General features: G+C 51.2%; 13 protein-coding genes. 10 read left to right on the plus strand and 3 right to left on the minus strand.

Annotated elements, in window-relative coordinates; translation table 11 throughout:
* The first annotated feature begins 10 nt into the window (after positions 1 to 10).
* The 4 genes from ACYU87_RS04600 (at position 11) to ACYU87_RS04615 (ending at position 4,288) form a co-directional block, all read left to right on the plus strand.
* Positions 11 to 886 (plus strand): carbon-nitrogen hydrolase, encoded by an 876-nt coding sequence (locus ACYU87_RS04600; RefSeq protein WP_461132841.1) that lies wholly within the window; start codon positions 11 to 13, stop codon positions 884 to 886.
* 113 nt (positions 887 to 999) lie between these two features.
* Positions 1,000 to 2,628: a hypothetical protein gene (locus ACYU87_RS04605; RefSeq protein ID WP_461132842.1), complete on the plus strand. Its 1,629-nt coding sequence runs from the start codon at positions 1,000 to 1,002 to the stop codon at positions 2,626 to 2,628.
* Between the two features lie 99 nt (positions 2,629 to 2,727).
* Positions 2,728 to 3,684, plus strand: coding sequence for an ROK family protein (locus ACYU87_RS04610; protein ID WP_461132843.1), 957 nt, complete (start codon positions 2,728 to 2,730; stop codon positions 3,682 to 3,684).
* Positions 3,685 to 3,730: 46 nt separating this feature from the next.
* Positions 3,731 to 4,288, plus strand: coding sequence for a D-sedoheptulose-7-phosphate isomerase (locus ACYU87_RS04615; protein WP_461132844.1), 558 nt, complete (start codon positions 3,731 to 3,733; stop codon positions 4,286 to 4,288).
* Between the two features lie 39 nt (positions 4,289 to 4,327).
* Here the strand turns inward: ACYU87_RS04615 and ACYU87_RS04620 are convergent, their stop codons facing one another.
* The 3 genes from ACYU87_RS04620 to ACYU87_RS04630 form a co-directional block, all read right to left on the minus strand.
* Complete coding sequence (locus tag ACYU87_RS04620; protein ID WP_461132845.1) at positions 4,328 to 5,053, minus strand: molybdopterin-dependent oxidoreductase; 726 nt, start codon at positions 5,051 to 5,053, stop codon at positions 4,328 to 4,330.
* A 42-nt stretch (positions 5,054 to 5,095) separates the two neighbouring features.
* Positions 5,096 to 6,169, minus strand: coding sequence for a prephenate dehydratase (gene pheA / locus ACYU87_RS04625; protein ID WP_461132846.1), 1,074 nt, complete (start codon positions 6,167 to 6,169; stop codon positions 5,096 to 5,098).
* Between the two features lie 109 nt (positions 6,170 to 6,278).
* The gene (locus tag ACYU87_RS04630) at positions 6,279 to 8,177 is read right to left on the minus strand and encodes a DNA topoisomerase IV subunit B (protein ID WP_461132847.1); all 1,899 of its coding nucleotides are present in this window, start codon (positions 8,175 to 8,177) and stop codon (positions 6,279 to 6,281) included.
* A gap of 240 nt (positions 8,178 to 8,417) precedes the next feature.
* On the opposite strand from ACYU87_RS04630, the gene ACYU87_RS04635 reads away from it, so the two are divergent.
* The 6 genes from ACYU87_RS04635 to ACYU87_RS04660 all read left to right on the plus strand — a co-directional run bounded on the left by ACYU87_RS04635 (position 8,418) and on the right by ACYU87_RS04660 (position 17,698).
* Entirely contained in the window at positions 8,418 to 11,006 is a 2,589-nt protein-coding gene (locus ACYU87_RS04635) for a polysaccharide biosynthesis/export family protein (protein WP_461132848.1), read from the plus strand.
* A gap of 18 nt (positions 11,007 to 11,024) precedes the next feature.
* Positions 11,025 to 12,143, plus strand: a complete 1,119-nt coding sequence (locus tag ACYU87_RS04640) for a hypothetical protein (protein ID WP_461132849.1) — start codon at positions 11,025 to 11,027, stop codon at positions 12,141 to 12,143.
* Between the two features lie 42 nt (positions 12,144 to 12,185).
* Entirely contained in the window at positions 12,186 to 13,025 is an 840-nt protein-coding gene (locus ACYU87_RS04645; RefSeq protein WP_461132850.1) for an ABC transporter permease, read from the plus strand.
* 58 nt (positions 13,026 to 13,083) lie between these two features.
* Positions 13,084 to 14,343: an ABC transporter ATP-binding protein gene (locus ACYU87_RS04650; protein WP_461132851.1), complete on the plus strand. Its 1,260-nt coding sequence runs from the start codon at positions 13,084 to 13,086 to the stop codon at positions 14,341 to 14,343.
* 77 nt (positions 14,344 to 14,420) lie between these two features.
* On the plus strand, positions 14,421 to 15,530 hold the full coding sequence (locus tag ACYU87_RS04655) for a DegT/DnrJ/EryC1/StrS family aminotransferase (protein WP_461132852.1): 1,110 nt from the start codon (positions 14,421 to 14,423) through the stop codon (positions 15,528 to 15,530).
* A gap of 101 nt (positions 15,531 to 15,631) precedes the next feature.
* Positions 15,632 to 17,698: an ArnT family glycosyltransferase gene (locus tag ACYU87_RS04660; RefSeq protein WP_461132853.1), complete on the plus strand. Its 2,067-nt coding sequence runs from the start codon at positions 15,632 to 15,634 to the stop codon at positions 17,696 to 17,698.
* The last annotated feature ends 3 nt before the right edge of the window (positions 17,699 to 17,701 follow it).

Consider the following 17,701-nt stretch of genomic DNA (forward strand, 5'->3'; position numbering starts at 1 on the left):
CTTTTGTACCATGTCCAAGAACGTCAATATCGGTTTAGTACAGATGAGTTGCTCGGCAGATGTCGAGACCAATGTTCAGAAAGCCATCAGCGGCATTCGTGAAGCAGCCCAGAAAGGTGCCCAAATCGTTTGCCTGCAGGAATTGTTTACATCGTTATACTTCTGCGATGTCGAAGACCACCACAACTTTGGTCTGGCCGAGGCCGTTCCAGGCCCCACCACCGACCGGCTGGCTCAGGTAGCGGGCGAGTTAGGCGTTGTCATTGTTGCGTCGCTGTTCGAGAAACGGGCGCAGGGCCTGTATCACAACACAACGGCTGTGCTGGATGCCGACGGTACTTATCTGGGCAAATACCGGAAGATGCACATTCCGGATGATCCCGGTTATTACGAGAAATTTTATTTTACTCCCGGCGATCTGGGGTATAAAGTGTTCGATACGAAATTTGCCCGGATTGGTGTGTTGATCTGCTGGGATCAGTGGTATCCCGAAGCAGCCCGCATCACCGCGTTGATGGGTGCCGAAATTCTGTTCTACCCCACGGCTATAGGCTGGGACACTACGGAACCGGATCCCGCGCAGAATACCGAACAGTACAACGCCTGGCAGACCATTCAGCGGAGCCACGCCATTGCCAATGGGGTACACGTGGTAGCCGTGAACCGGGTTGGTCGCGAAGCGGATCAGCAATTCTGGGGTGGTTCCTTTGTGTCTAATCCATTTGGCTCGCTGCTCTATCTGGCGCCCCATGACCAGGAACTCGTTCATGTTCAACCGGTCGACCTGGCTCTTTCGGAGAAATACCGCACAACCTGGCCCTACTTTCGCGACCGCCGGATTGACTCGTATCAGCCCATCACGAAGCGGTACATCGATCAGGAATAACGCATTGTACAACAGATGAATCAGGATGGGGCGACTTAGGTTGCCCCTAGTTTTACGGGTCCGATGTACCTTGTTTGCCGCCCCTTACAACCCCAACCATCTTGAAGCCGTTTATGAAAGTACTTGCCCTGGGTTTACTAATTAGTGTAGCGGGTACCGGCTATTGGTACTGGCAATCAGACAGGTCGGATACGGTAGCGGCTGTACGGCTACAGGGTCCATTGCCTGCACAGGCGACCCTCGTCCCCACACCCCGATCGCGCTTTACCCCAACGCCCAGCACACGCAAAGGATTTTATAGCCTCGACATCGTCAGCGACTTTACACTGCCCGCCACTAAAACAATTACGTTTTGCGGTGCCGGCCGAAACCTGCATGTCCAGCAGGATCGGACCAAGATTTTTCGGCGGGGATTTTCAGCCGTCGACCAAACCCGGATGGTGCCTAGTGTTGAAATCTGGAAAGACGGTTTTCCGGCAAAAAGCTGGAAGAGTGCCCTTCAGCTCAGCCAGCGCGCCTGGATCGTATACCGGGGCTATTTTAGAGATGCCTTCGGACTGGCGTGGGCGGAGAATAGCGAGAAAGCGGGCGAGACAGTCTACCGAACAGCCCCCGCAGCCCCCGGCGCCAGGCCAGCACCCCAAAACCGGAACACCCTGTTTCAGGCATCATCCGAGCTTAGCGGAGGTTGCTTCAATTTTGGCGACTGCCCGCCCGGCGGCATGAAAAACACGTACGGGTTTGTTTTTCTGGATATTGAAAACGATAACACCAGCGTAGGAAATCGGCAGGAGCAGGCCAATTTGTACACCTACATGATCAAAACGATCAAAGAGAACGTCAGCTCGCAAACGCAGGTGGGTTCTATTGCGCCCGTTCTGCACAACAGCGTCGGCTATTCGAGAGCCGAAGATTACAGAGCTACGCCCGAATGGCTCTGGACGATGCCTGCCCGCCATACCAACAACAGCCGCCAGCGTGGCATGCCCGATGGCATTGTCGGTAAATCCTTCGGTGATTACGCTGATTTTCAAATGCCGGGCACCTATTACGTATACCCTGATTTTGACTACTCGATCCGGCATACCGGCGATGGCGACCGACACTGGTTAGCCGCCCTGCTGGGCGAACAGGAGGTCAATATGAAGTTGTCTCCCAAGAAGCGTATCGCCTGGCACTGGCTGTTCAATACCCAGAGCGAACTACCCAACAGTAGCAAAGCTGAACATGCCGCCCCGCCTGCCATAGCGGAAGGAATGGGCATTTTTTACTGGTTTACAGGTGCTTACGGGGCCTTATTTTGGGACGATCACACGGATTTGATGCCCGATCAACCTTCCCCAGCTGATCCAAGTCAGAAAGGCGTCGGCAACGACCGAAATTATACCTGTTATGAACATTATGTTCATGGACTGTGGCGTCTCTTCAAGCATCACGGCGATTTGTTCAACGGGCGGGAGACTTACCTCAATGAGGCAACAGAATGTTCGTACGATGGTGGCCAGACCTGGTATAAGTACAATGCAAATCAGCTCAAAACGCACAACGCACCGTTTGTCAGGGCCATTGTAAACGGCGATCAGATATTGATAGCGGCTACCAAGGCCTACGCTCCGCAGAATCAAACCAATAAGGTCATGATGCGCTATGTTCAGAACGGGTATTCGTTCTACACAACCATCGCGCTGAAAGGCGATGAGATCTATCTGGGTCGGGCCACGATGAGCCGGGGCAACAAATAGTAATTGACTAAGTAAACCGATTGTTTGTCTGTCTTCCTGGGATAAACACACTGTCACGGCTGTTTATCCCGTTCTGCGAAAGCCCTAACCTATTCGTTTATGAATCTCGGGATTGAAATTGGCGGTACAAAATTGCAAATAGTAACCGGCGACAGTAACGGAAAGATTGTTCAGCGATTCCGGTATGCCGTTGATCCACAGCAGGGTGCCGACGGAATACGGGCACAAATTGCCATGACGATTAGCCAATTACCCGATCAACCCCAGGCTGTTGGCGTTGGTTTTGGCGGTCCGGTCGACTGGCAAACGGGGCGGATTGCCACTTCTCACCAGATTGGCGGCTGGGCAGATGTTAATCTGGCGGGCTGGCTTACCGACCTACTGCCCGAAGCCCGGATACGAGTCGAAAACGACGCAAATGTGGCCGCACTTGGCGAAGCCCGGCAGGGAGTAGCAACGGGTTTCAACCGCGTATTCTACGTTACGCTCGGTAGTGGGGTTGGCGGAGGTATGGTCATCGATAAAATGTTGTACCACGGAGCTATGCCGGGCGAAGCCGAAATTGGTCACTTGTGGCTGGTACCCCCCAGCGTAAGTGCTGATGGAAAACCACTGCCGGGTCAAACTATTGAACAGACCGTGTCGGGGTGGGCAGTAGATCAGCAAATAAGAGATCTTCTTCCACAACTGCCCGACGATTCTGCCTTGAAGATAGCGGTTCAGCAAGCGCACGCGTCGGGTAGCATCGGGAAAGAAGCCCGCTTTTTACACCCGGCCTACGAAGCGAGCGATCCCGTTGCCCGAATGCTGATCGAGCAGATTGGTTCTGTTCTGGCCCTGGGCTTATCTCACGTGACGCATCTGTTTCACCCCGACGCTATTGTGCTGGGGGGCGGCTTGTCACTGATTGGCGAGCCCCTCCGGGCAGCCGTTCGGCAGACGTTACCCCGTTTTGTGATGAAGTCATTTCAACCTCCGCCAGTGGTGCTACTGGCCAAATTAGGCGAAGACGCTGTGCCCGTGGGCGCGTTGTCGCTCGCCATGAGCCAGACGTAACGCTCTGCTGTTCAGTTAATATACGTTGCGATTCCTTACTCTTCTTATGAACCAGACTTATTTCAGACAGTACCTCGACCGGCAGAAACAAGCCTACGATGCCATACCCATCGACAAGGTCGAGCATATCATCAATCTCATAAAGAAATGTTGGGCCGAAGATCGGCAGCTTTTTGCGTTTGGCAACGGCGGCAGTGCCTCAAATGTGTCGCACTTTATTACTGACCTTGGCAAAAGTGCGTCCGATAGAATGGGACGGCGCTTTCGGTGCCTATCGCTCAACGAAAGTATATCCTGGATTACCGCCCTCGGCAACGACTACGCCTACGAAGATGTGTACATGCAGCAGCTGCACAATTACGCCCGCCCCGGCGATCTGGTACTAACCCTGAGCGTAAGCGGCAACTCACCCAACGTTGTCAAGGCAATTCAATGGGCCAACGACAATGACCTGACAACCATCGCGCTGGTCGGGGGAAAAGGCGGCCAGTTAGCCACCCTTGCCCACGAAGCCATTGTTATTCAGGATGAGCATTATGGCCGCGTAGAAGACGCCCAGATGACCATTTGCCATATGCTGTGTTACGGGTTCATCGAATCGTAATTGACGTAGAGGGAGACGCCAATATGCGTCTCTACATTATTAACTGTATCGATCATTCCGCCAGGGGTAAGCGGTATCCGAATAACCGCGTTCTTCCCAGAAACCGAGCTGATTTTTACTTAAAAACTCAATGCGCTTGATCCACTTGGACCCTTTCCAGGCGTACAGTTGGGGCGTAATCATGCGGAGCGGACCACCATGTTCCTGTGTTAATGGTTTTCCGTCGGCGGTATGGACCAGGAGTACATCGGGCTTAAGAGCTTCCTCAAGCGCAACGTTCGTTGAATAACCGTCGTACCCGTAACACATTACGTGCGTAGCGGTGCCTTTTGGATCGACCAGCGCAGCCAAATCCATAAAACGAACGCCTACCCAGGGGACGTTCAGACGAGACCAGGTTGTCACGCAGTGAAAATCGCTGATGTCCTCGACCTGAGGCAGCGCCATCAAATCATCCCACTTAAGCCTGACGGGATGATTGACCTCACCATCAATATTCAGTTGCCACTTATCGAGTGGTATGCTCGGTTGGTAGCCCAAATCGAGTACGGGCCATTTGGTCGTAACGGTCTGTCCAATAGGCACGGTGGGCATACCATGTCGGTTTGGCAGACCCGAACCCCGTGGTTTATCGGGGCCATCCTTGCTATCGGCCATAGAGGGCGTCTGAGCCATCTTATCCTCAAACCGACGTTTAAGTTTCATTCGGGCTTCGATGATCCGGTCGAGTTTTTCCGGGTTTTCAGCTGATGTGTTCGTGTCCATTTATGTTGTTTTTTTTATACAACTGATAAAAACGACCCCTGTTTAGCTCACCCGCACGTAACTGCCCAGCAGTTTTACTTCGGCGGAATGGTGGTTCAGGATTTCGTGTAAATCAGGATCACTGGCGTGGCCTTCGCATTCGAGCAAAAACCAGTACCGGAAGGTAGCCCCATCCCGCAACGGACGGCTTTCAATTTTAGTCAAGTTGATGCTTCGGGCGTTGAACTCCTGCAAGAAATCGGCCAGTACACCCGGCGACTGGGTATTGGGCAGGCGGGCAATCAATGTCGTTTTGTCGTGCCCACTGGGCTGATTGACAAAGTCTTTCGCTAGTATCAGAAAGCGCGTCCGGTTAAGATCACTGTCTTCAATATTGTCGAACAAAACCGGCACGTCAAACAATTTAGCGGCAATGTGCGAGCAGATAGCCGCCGTGTTTGGCTGTTGCTTAGCCAACTTAGCCGCTTTCGATGTCGATTCTACTGGCACCAGTTCGGCCTTTAGTTCATCAAAGTAATCGTTCAGGAAACGGCTGCACTGCCGGAACGCAATGTCTTTAGAGTAAATGTGCGTTATATCGGCCAGATTCTCCGCTTTGGTAGCAAACGTGAAGTGAACGGGTATCTGCACTTCAGCCGCGATCCGCAGGTCTTTTTCGAGCAGCAGATCAATGGCTTCTTCCACAACACCCTCCTGGTTATTTTCAATGGGTACCACCCCAAACCGGACCCGACCCGTTTCGACACTCTCGAACACCGAGCGGATAGTTGGCAGAGCAATGTACGCACTCATCGCTCCAAACCGGCTTTCGGCCGCCTGGTGGGTGAAGCTGCCTTCCGGACCCAGATAAGCTACCTGCTCGGGCAGTTCAAGATTGCGGGAAACGGCAAAAATTTCCAGGAAAATAGCCTCAATGGCCGGTCGGTTGAGGAGTCCGTTATTTTGTTCATCCAGCCGATCCAGAATCTGCTTTTCCCGTTCAGGCCGGTAGATAACCGTGTTGGTTGAGCGTTTGAGCTCACCCACTTTGCGCACCAGTTCCATGCGCTTGTTCAACAGCGTCAGAAGTTGATCATCGAGGGCGTCAATGTCGTTACGGAGGGACTCTAAAGTCATAAAAAAAGGCGTAAGTCGTAGGTCTTGCCGTGGTTGGTAGTCATTCGCTACCTCCAATTGGCAAACTTACAACTTACGCCTTACGACTGCTACGCCTTGCGGCTAAAACTTATACCAAAGCGACTTCATCAATATCTTTTTCAACACGCAGATTATCGATGATAAAGCGCTGGCGGTCGGGGGTGTTTTTGCCCATGTAATAACTCAGCAATTTGGGAACGGAGGTTTCCTTTTCCATGATAACGGGTTCGAGACGCATGTTCTCGCCAATGAACAGGCCAAACTCATCCGGAGAAATCTCCCCTAATCCTTTAAACCGGGTTATTTCTACCTTCTTCCCGCCCTTCATTAGTTTGTCGATACTTCCCTGTTTTTCCTCCTCCGAATAACAGTAAGTTGTTTCCTTGTGATTTTTCGGATTTCGCACGCGGAACAACGGGGTTTCGAGAATATACAGATGACCGTTCCGCACCAGATCGGGAAAAAACTGCAGAAAGAACGTTAGCATCAGCAATCGGATGTGCATCCCGTCTACATCGGCATCGGTCGCAATGACGATGCGGTTGTACCGTAATCCTTCCAGCCCTTCTTCAATATCCAGGGCATGCTGAAGCAGATTGAATTCTTCGTTTTCATACACCACTTTTTTGGTCAGTCCGAAGCAATTAAGGGGTTTACCTCGCAGGCTGAATACGGCCTGAGACTGCACATTCCGCGATTTAGTAATGGATCCACTAGCCGAGTCTCCTTCGGTTATAAACAACGTAGACTGGTACCGATCATCCGCTTTCAGATCGGGCAGGTGGTTGCGGCAGTCGCGCAGTTTCTTGTTGTGCAGGCTCGCTTTTTTGGCCCGATCATTGGCCAGTTTCTTGATACCGGCGAGTTCTTTGCGTTCCCGTTCCGACTGTTCGATTCGTTTCTTGAGCGCTTCGCGGACGGCAGGGTTCTGGTGCAGGAAATTATCCAGTTGTTCCTTGACGAACTCTTTGACGAATGAACTGACCGATTGCGCGTTTTGCTCGGGAGACATATTCTGCGACCCAAGCTTTGTTTTCGTCTGCGACTCAAAAACGGGCTCCTGAACCCGAATACTGATGGCAGCAATGATGGAGGAGCGAATATCCGACACCTCGTAATTCTTGTCGAAGTGACGCCGAACGGTTTCAACAACGGCTTCTTTTAGCGCGTTGAGGTGGGTACCACCCTGGGTTGTGTATTGCCCGTTAACGAATGAATAATACTCTTCGCCGTATTGGTTACCGTGCGTCATGGCAATCTCCAGATCGCTTCCTTTCAAGTGGATGATCGGATAACGCAGCGATTCTTCGTCTTTCTTGGTCTTGTCGCGCAGCAAGTCGAGCAAGCCGTTCTGCGATATATACTTCTGCTTATTGAATGAGATCGTAAGGCCTGCGTTCAGGTAGCAGTAGTTCCAGATCATATTTTCCAGAAACTGGGGAATGAAATGAAAATGCTTGAACACCGTATCGTCCGGCTCAAAGCTGATGAGCGTTCCGTTGCGCTCGTTCGTAGCATCTTCGTTCCGTTGTTTCAGTTCGCCCCGCTCAAATTCGGCCCAGACGGTACGACCATCCCGGAAAGCCTGAACCTTGAAATAGGTTGAGAGCGCATTGACCGCTTTGGTACCGACCCCGTTCAGCCCGACCGACTTCTGGAAAGCGCCTGAATCATACTTGCCGCCCGTGTTAATTTTGGAAACGACCTCCACAACTTTACCGAGTGGAATACCCCGGCCATAGTCGCGCACGTCTACCCGATGGTCTGTTACGCGGACATCAATTGTTTTACCAAAACCCATGACATGCTCATCAATGCAGTTGTCGATGGTTTCTTTTATGAGCACATAGATGCCATCATCGGCCGCCGATCCATCGCCGAGTTTACCGATGTACATACCGGGTCTCAGACGAATGTGTTCGCGCCAATCTAATGAGCGGATACTATCTTCATTGTACTGAACAGACTGATTGAGCAATTCTGCCATATGGACTAATTAACTAAAAGGGACTGTAAGGCCTGGGAGCCTTTTCAACCAAACATCGGAAAAATTATACCCTGCTGCCTAGCAGTATAAAAGTGAACCGCTCAATATGAAACTGTTTACAATCCAACAAAAGTTCGCTTACTTTGCCGACTGAACTGCACCATGTACTACAAAGGCCGATTATTCGTTAGTTAATGGCTTCATCTTTACCGTAGTCAAGCTGTTCGACATCTTAAAAATATGCAAAATCTAAGAATTTTCCACGTCTTACCGCCAAAATTTTTTCTTTTTGTTGTCACTTTCGTTCAGCAACGGTTTGGTAGTCGCTTGGCCATTCTGCTGCTATCAATAATTGGCATAACGGCTCAGGCTCAGATTGCAGTTCCATCGGGGGCCGGGGCAACCGGTACGTCTGGTCTGCCAGCAGGTACCGCCTTACCACCGGGGGTTAACACGAGTACTTTACCGGCCAATGTTCAGCAACAAATAAAGGGGCGCTCGGGCCAACCCCAGACCCAACCCAACGTTAAAGGCCGTACATCACCAACATCGCAGTCGCGCACGACCCGGCAACAGAATACCAACGGGGCAACCGGCAAAGGAGTTTCGCTAACCGATACCACGGACCAGGGCTTACAAACCGACGAAGAACTTGTTCAGGCGGGTGCCGAACGGGCTCAACGTCGGGAGCAGGAAGAAAAGCGTCGGAAGACATTTGGCTACTCGCTCTTCAACGACCCGGCCATGGAGAAAACGTTCGAGCCTAATTTGAATATTGCAACGCCCCGCAACTACGTTGTTGGTCCCGGCGATCAGTTGAATATTCAGATGTATGGCTATTCGGAGTCTGATTTTTCCCAGACGGTGTCGGCCGATGGTAATGTCTATTTTGCCCAGGCTACTGGTGTAGGCCCCGTTTCCGTATCGGGATTAACGGTTGAGCAGACAAAGGCCCGAATCATATCCCGGCTTTCGAAACGGTTTGTCGGCTTGCGTTCGTCGTCGTATGGTGCCCAAAATACCTTTCTGGAAGTCTCGCTGGGCGGAACGATCCGTAGTATACGCGTAACGGTTACCGGCGAAGCGGTTCGTCCCGGCACCTACACCCTCTCGTCTTTGTCGACTGTGATGAACGCGATTTACCAGGCAGGTGGTCCTAACGATATAGGCTCGTACCGCAAAGTTCAGCTCATTCGGAACAACAGAGTTGCCGCTACGCTCGACTTGTACGATTACCTGCTGAACGGTATCCAGCGGAACGACCTTCGCCTTCAGGACAATGATAATATCCGTTTCACGACCTTTCTGGAAAAGGTAGAAATTACGGGTACGGTAAAGCGGGCCAACATTTTCGAAATGGTTCCCGGCGAAACACTGGAGCGGCTGTTGTTCTACGCAGGCGACTTTGCGGCTCAGGCCTATAAAAATCGATTGAAAGTAACCCGGCTTACGGATCGTGAGGTGAAGGTAATTGACGTTACGACCCCAGAATTCAAAACGTTCGTTATGCAGGACGGTGATGTTGTCAACGTTGAACGGCTACTGGATCGTTTCGAAAACCAGGTCACCATCGAAGGCGCGGTTTTTAGAACGGGCCAATACTCGCTCGACAATAACCGCACCCTGAAACAACTCATCACCACCGCTGAGGGCCTCAAGGGCGACGCGTTTACCGGACGTATCACAATCGTTCGGACACGGGAAGATCTGGCGATCGAAAACCTGTCTATTAACCTTACCGATATACTGGCCGGTACCGGTCCTGACATTCCTTTGCAACGTGAAGATCAGGTCATCATTCCATCGCGTTTTGACCTGGTACAGCAGGCAACCGTTTCAATACTTGGCGAAGTAAACTTGCCCGATCCGGGTATGCCCTACATGGCTAACATGACCCTGGATGACATCTTGCTACGGGCCGGGGGTCTTAAAGAATCCGCAGCGGCTTCGATGGTCGAAGTGATCCGTCGGAAGAAAGATGCCGATCCCCGTTCACCATCAGCTCAAATCGCCGAAACGTTCCGGTTTAACGTAGACCGCGATTTATCGATCAATACCGATGCCAACCGAACCTTCATTCTGGAACCCTTCGACCAGATTATTGTACGCCGGTCGCCAAACTACGCCATTCAGACTTATGCGTTTGTAGCGGGTGAGGTAATCATTCCCGGTTCGTATCCGATTCGCACAAAAGATCAGAAAATTTCTGATCTCGTTATTCAGGCGGGTGGTCTTACGCCCCAGGCTTATGTTGAAGGCGCTACGCTGATTCGTCCGGTTAAACTCAGCAACGAGGAAATACGGAGACGGCAGAAAGCCATCGAAGAAATTGCCGATAATGCAGCCAAGACGGTTGTTGAAACCGAAGTTATTTCACCGGCAACCTCGGAAGCGATCGGGATTGACCTGAAGCGCATTCTGGCGAAACCCGGCTCTACGGAAGACATCTTACTTCAGGAAGGTGATACGCTTCGAATCCCTAAGTTACTCGAAACGGTTCGTATTCAGGGCGAAGTCCAATTACCCAACACCGTCAAATACAGAAACGGTCAGACGTTCCAGGACTATATTTCGCAGACGGGCGGTTTCACGTCCAAGTCGCAGCGCAAACGGGCATTTATCATTTACGCCAACGGCTCTGTTGACCGGACCCGCAAATTCATGTTCTTCAATTTGTATCCACGCGTTGAACCAGGTTCTGAAATCGTCATCCCCAAACGGTCGGTGGTTCCCCTAACGGCGCAGCAAATCCTTGGTTCGACTGTTGGTATAGCGGGTTCGCTGTTAACGCTGGTCACTACGCTTCTTCTGATCACCCGAGTTCAATAACTAAGGCATTTTCCGTATATGGCTTCTATAAACGAAAACGATATCGTCAATACGAATCAACTGGCCGCATCCCGGCCGTTGCCTCCTGACCAGATTTCGCCAAAATCCGTTGTCTTGCGTATTGCCCAGCTGAAGTACGTATTCCAGCGCAACTGGAAATTGCTGCTTATTATGGTAGCCATTGGCGGGGTTATCGGCTTCATCTATGACCTGGCCCATAAGCCGAAAATCACCTACACCGGCACGATCATGTTTAACCTGGGTGGTGGTTCATCGGGCGGTGGCTTTGGTGGTGAACTTGGGCAATTGGCGGGTGCTTTCGGCCTAAGTTCAGGGGCTCCCGATGCGAACATCTTTGTGGGCGACAACTTCCTGATCTACGCCAAATCCCGGCCAGTTGTCGAGAAGACCCTCATGCAGACGGATACCATCAATGGTAAAGACACATTGCTGGTCAATTACTACATACGCCACAGTGGCATACGGGATAAAGAGTGGGAAGACAACGACTCGCTCCGGGCCTTTTATTTCACGCGTCCTAAACTCCCGAGCGAATACACGAAGCTGGAGCAGATTGCCATGTCGGACATTTACACCCGTATTGGCACGGAAATGGCCGTTAAACAGCCAGAACGGAAATCCTCCTTCATGGAGCTGAGTACCTTCATGGAGAACGAACAGTTGGCCGCTACCTTCCTGACGAATCACCTAAGAACCATTGAGGCCGATTACCAGCGGAAGCAGACCAAGAAAACGCGTGAGATGTATGACCTGTTAAACTCACGATCCGATTCGCTGGCCAGACGCATATCCGGTTCGGAAAACAAGCTGGCCCAATACATGGACCAGAACCAGCAGGTTGTGGTAGCGCAGGCTCGTATCCAGGAAAACAAGCTAACGAGAAACTCAAGCTTTCTGACAACGCTGTATTATCAGGCCCTCTCACAGGCGGATAACATGCGATTGTCGCTTATTCGGGAAACGCCCCTGTTCACCATCATTAAGCCCGTTTATTACCCACTGTACCGGGAAATTATCAAAACCGCCGGTATGCAGATCGGTATTGTTTTAGGGCTTGTTCTATCCATTATCGTTATCTTTTTTCGGGAGACGTACCGTTCCGTCATGAGAGAATAAGCGTGTCTGTCCTGTTTTCTGGTATTCCTACTGTCACTCATTTTGAAAACCCACGAAGTTATAATTCAACCCGGTCGCTCTGAGCGGCATTACTGGCGTGATCTGTGGAGAAACCGCGAGCTGATGTTTATTCTGTCGATGCGGGATGTATCTGTCCGGTACAAGCAAACGGCCCTGGGTACTGCCTGGGGGCTGATTCGCCCGCTGATCACGATGATGATCATGGTGTTTGTTTTCAGCAAGATTGCCAAGCTACCCGCCGATCCGGGTATTCCTTATCCGTTGATGGTGTTAGGGGGCATTACCGTCTGGACATTCTTCTCAACCGCTTTTACCCAGATCAGTAATAGCGTGACCATGAATTCCAACCTGGTCACCAAGGTATATTTCCCCCGGCTTATCATGCCTATCAGCTCGGTGGCTGTTAGTTTTATCGACTTCCTGGTATCGCTGGGTTTGTTTATCGTACTGGCCATCTGGTACCGATTCATACCCGACTGGCACCTGCTTCTGTTACCCGCGTTCATTGCCCTGGCCCTACTGGCTTCGTTTGCGTTTGGGCTCTTCTTTGCTGCGGTAAACGTCAAGTTCCGGGATATTGGCCAGCTTATTCCGTTTATTGTTCAGGTTGGCTTTTACATCTGCCCGATTGCGTACAGCAGCCGCCTGGTGGAGGGTAAATCCAACGAATTCTGGTACCCGTTTTACTGGATGAACCCCATGGTCGGCATAATTGATGGTTTCCGCTGGTCTTTACTGGGCGAAAAAGCGTATTTTAACCCCCAAAGTCTGCTCATCTCCGTGTGTATTGTGGGCGTCTGCCTATTTTTGTCGCTTTACTTCTTCCGTAAACGCGAGAATACCTTTGTTGATGACATTTAACGAATTACGTTTTATTCTATGTGAACGTACATTGTAGAGCGTAAATGATAGCTAAATTATGTCGGTTATTACTGTCGAAAATATAAGTAAGCAATACATCATTGACCACCAGAAGGGCAAAGGTGCCAACACGCTGCGCGATGTGATTGCGGAAAACTTCCGGGCCATGTTCGGCAGTAAAAAAGATCAGAATACGGTTACGCATGAAGAGTTCTGGGCCTTGCGTGATGTCAACTTCGCCATCGAGCAGGGCGACCGGGTTGGGATCGTTGGGCACAATGGGGCGGGCAAATCGACCATCCTCAAAATTCTGAGCAAAATTATTGAGCCGACTACCGGCACGGTACGCATCAAAGGTCGGGTAGCCAGCCTGCTCGAAGTAGGCACGGGCTTCCACCCCGAACTGACCGGGCGGGAAAACATTTACCTGAACGGATCACTGCTGGGCATGAGCCGTAGCGAAATCCGGAAGCAGTTCGACGAGATTGTGGCTTTTGCGGGTGTCGAGAAGTTCTTGGATACGCCCGTGAAACGGTACTCGTCGGGCATGTACGTTCGGCTGGGTTTTGCCATTTCGGCTCACCTGGACCCCGAAATCATGATTGTCGATGAGGTACTGGCGGTAGGTGATGCTGAGTTTCAGAAGAAAAGCCTCGGCAAGATGCGCGACAACTCGGCCAGCGGACGGACCATCATCTTTGTCAGTCACAACCTCACCGCCGTACAGGCTCTTTGCAACAAGACGCTTTATTTCGAAAAAGGACGCCTGATCGAGCAGGGAGAAACCAACCAGGTTATTGCCTCTTACCTGAGCAAGGTATCCAAGACCCGGCTCGCCCGCGAGTGGGCCACACCCGAAGAAGCCCCCGGCAACGATCTGGTGCGCGTTCGTCGGGTAGAACTTGTCCCCGATTATCTGGATGAGCTTACCCACATTGATGTTCGTACGTCGATGAAGTTCCGGTTTGAGTTCTGGAACCTGATGGACCACGCCAACCTCAACCTGAGCCTGCACCTCAACTCCATGACGGGTGAGTGTATTTTCAACATTGGTACGCTTTCTCAACCATATGGAAAGGGGCTTATTGTGGGCGAATGCACGATTCCGGGCTTTTTCCTCAACGACGGCTCGTATACAATCTCGATGATGATTGTCAAGGATACCGTCACGCCCCTCTACGTTATGGAAGAAGGTATTACCTTTGACGTGGAAGATTTCCGGGAGGGAATTGCCTGGTACGGCAAATGGCCGGGTTATGTACGCCCCCAGATTCCTTTCCACACAAAAATGCTGGAACCTGTCACGAGTGAGCAGTAAATAGAGTTCAGTTAATGGTTTAGTTAAACCTGTTAGCGATTTTTATTTGTGTTGACTCTTATCCCACTTCTGAATTGATGATCAACGTCACTAAATCATATCTGCCAGATCTCGATGAGTATACTGCTTACTTAACAGGGATCTGGGAGCGTGTTCACCTAACCAACGATGGTCCCCTTGTTCGGAAACTGGAAGATCAATTGAAGGAATTTCTGGACGTAAAATACCTGAAGTTCTGCACCAACGGAACCGTCGTTTTACAACTGGCTCTGAAAGCGCTGGACATTAAGAAAGAGGTTATTACGACCCCGTTTTCGTATGTTGCCACCACCAATGCTCTGTTATGGGAAGGTTGTACGCCTGTTTTTGCCGACATACGCCCGGATGATTATAACATCGATCCGGCCAAAATTGAGTTGCTTATTACCGAGAATACGCAGGCAATTATGGCTACTCACGTGTACGGCAATGCTTGCCGTATCGAGGAGATCCAGGCCCTTGCCACCAAACATAATTTAAAAGTTATCTACGATGCGGCCCACACATTCGGCGCTCGTTATAAAGGCCAGTCTATTTTAAGCTACGGTGATCTGAGCACCTGTAGTTTTCACGCTACCAAAGTTTTTCACACGGGCGAAGGCGGGTGTATTGTGACCAACGACGAAGAAATGGCCGAGAAATTACACCATTTCCGGTCATTCGGGCATCAAAATGATACCTACTATGGTGTAGGCATAAACGCCAAAAATTCCGAACTCCACGCGGCCATGGGACTGTGTGTCCTGCCGAAAGTTCCGGAACTGATTGCGTCCCGGAAGGAGCGGTTTGGGTTTTACGATAACCGACTGGACTTCAGCAAAATCAGTCGCCCCTCGTTACTACCCGGTATGGATTATAATTATGCTTATTACCCGGTCGTTTTTGAGTCAGAGGAAATTCTGCTGCGGGTTATGGAAGCCCTGAAAGCGGATCAGGTAATGCCCCGCCGGTATTTTTATCCTTCACTCAATACGCTGGACTTTACGTTTGCGCCCGGTTCTGATACCGCTCAACCCTGCCCCGTTTCGGAAGATGTCGCGCTGCGGGTGTTGTGCCTGCCCATGTATCCCGATTTAGCCGAGGCTGATATTGATCGGATTTCGTCTATTGTCAACCTGGTTGTTGCTACGGTACCGGAGAGTGTCTGAGGCTACCGGTTCGTTACCTGTTTACTGACCCCACTCATCGTCAGGTCTATTTCCAGGGGTATTTTTCTGTTGGGGTTACCCGATCAGAAACATCTGTCACTATGAGTATTCTCTACTTTCTTTCTCTCCTTCTATTCGTCGGTTATGTTGGTCGGCTGTCGTCACGTATAGGCCGGCGTTCCCTGACCGAATGGTGGCTGACCTCCTTCTTACTGGGTGCCGGGAGTGTTATTTTAACGGGCTTCATTCTGTCAGCCCTGTACCAGACGGCCAATTCACTCATTTGGGCGGGTTCGGTATTTGGTACGGCAACAATCTTAGGGGCTGTCCTGACCTTCCTGATGCCTCGTCAGGAGCGGTTTTCGGTCAGAGCTCTTGTGCGGGAACGCTGGCAAACGGGGCGGGCCTGGTTCAGCGGATTATCGTCGTACCCCCGGTTTCTTTTCTCACTTCTGTTCCTGACGTTGGCGATCATTGCCGTTACCAACCTGTTACTCGTGCTGTTCACAGTCCCGAACGAATGGGACAGCATGACTGGCCACCTAAACCGGGTGATGCAGTACGTTCAGCGCGGTACAATGCGGCACTTTGGGGGGACTAACTGGAACATAGACACCTACCCGAAAAGTGTCTGTACGCTTCAGATCTACACTTTTCTGATGACCGGCCAGTTTGAAAACGGCTTCAAATTCATTCACCACCTGAGTTACTGGACGGCCATTGTCGCCGTATTCGGCATTGTCCAGCGCATTGGTCAGAACCGATTATCGGCTAGTTTTTTCTGTGCGCTGGCCTATGCCCTGCTGCCCGATTTTCTGATGCAGGCCATCACCACCGAAACGGATATTGTCTTGACAGCTTACCTGAGCGTTTTGCTCTACATGCTGTTCACGTACAAAAGTACGGGAGCGCAGTCAGCGTCCGATAACCGCTATTTGTATCTGGCCGGCCTGGCGTTTGGAATGGCATTCGGGCATAAGATTACCTTCGCGCTGCTGCTGCCTTCCGTATTTGTTATCATGATTTACACGGTCTTTCTGTCGCGCTCGCTGGCCATTACGTTTGGCAGAACCTGGCGACTGGCGGGGGCCATTGGTATCGGCGTATGTTTGTGGACGTTGCCAACGGGTTATCTGAAAAACATCGAGGTATTCGGCCACCCGATTGGCCCGCCAACGGCGCTTAAACACCAGTCGGTGGAGCGAGCGGGATCACTGGGTAATTTGCTGGAGCAGGGAAGCCGTAACATGGTTCGTTATGGTTTTGACCACATTAACCTGGATGGCATTCGGAATGTTAAACCAGGGGCAACCATCAACCACGCCATGCGTCAGCCGCTGGTGCTGGTGGAAGATAAGTTGCACATGCGGCTGGATGAGGAAACCGACTTCTCTATTCAGCCTTTCGCGTTCGACCGTAAGTTTGTCTTTTACAATGCCAATCCTTACTGGGGCATTTTCGGTTTTGGCCTCGTATTTCCATTGCTGATCCTGGTTTTGGCTGGTTTTGTCCGGTCAACGCCCCACCTCTACCTGGGCATAGCCTTACTGCTTCATTTCGCAGCCCTCTCCTACTCGGCTCCCTACGATCCGTTCAAGGGGCGTTACTTCATTGAAACCGGCTTGTTCGGTATTACGTTTCTGGCCTTGATTTTTCTACATCCACGTACGTCCGTTGATGTGCCGAAGCGAGCCATCTGGAAAACCTACGTTGGTGTGGTAACCGTATTGGGTTGCCTGTCAGCCTTGATGTGCGTCTTCCTGAATACCCGCGCGTTACCCTTTGCCTGGACAGCGCCGGATGGTGTTACCTTTCCGTCAGCCTTTCAGTCCGACCGCATTCGGCAGATAACGATTGGTCGTCCGGATACATACATTCCCTACAAACGCTTCGACGAACTGGTACCCGCCAACGCCACGGTCGCGCTGGCAACCATCAACGATGATTATGAGTATCCGCTTTATGGGCCTAAACTATCCCGCCGACTAATTGCCATTCATCCCTTTGAACAGGGATTAAAGCCGATTCCAACGAACGCGGATTATCTTTTCTTCGACAAAAGTGTCATCGCACCGCAACCCGGCGATATACGTCTGGGTACCGATACCACCATGCGGGCGCTCATGATCGTACCAGGCGAAGACTATTATTTACGAAAACTGCATTAATCA

Source organism: Spirosoma lituiforme, from assembly GCF_054776635.1.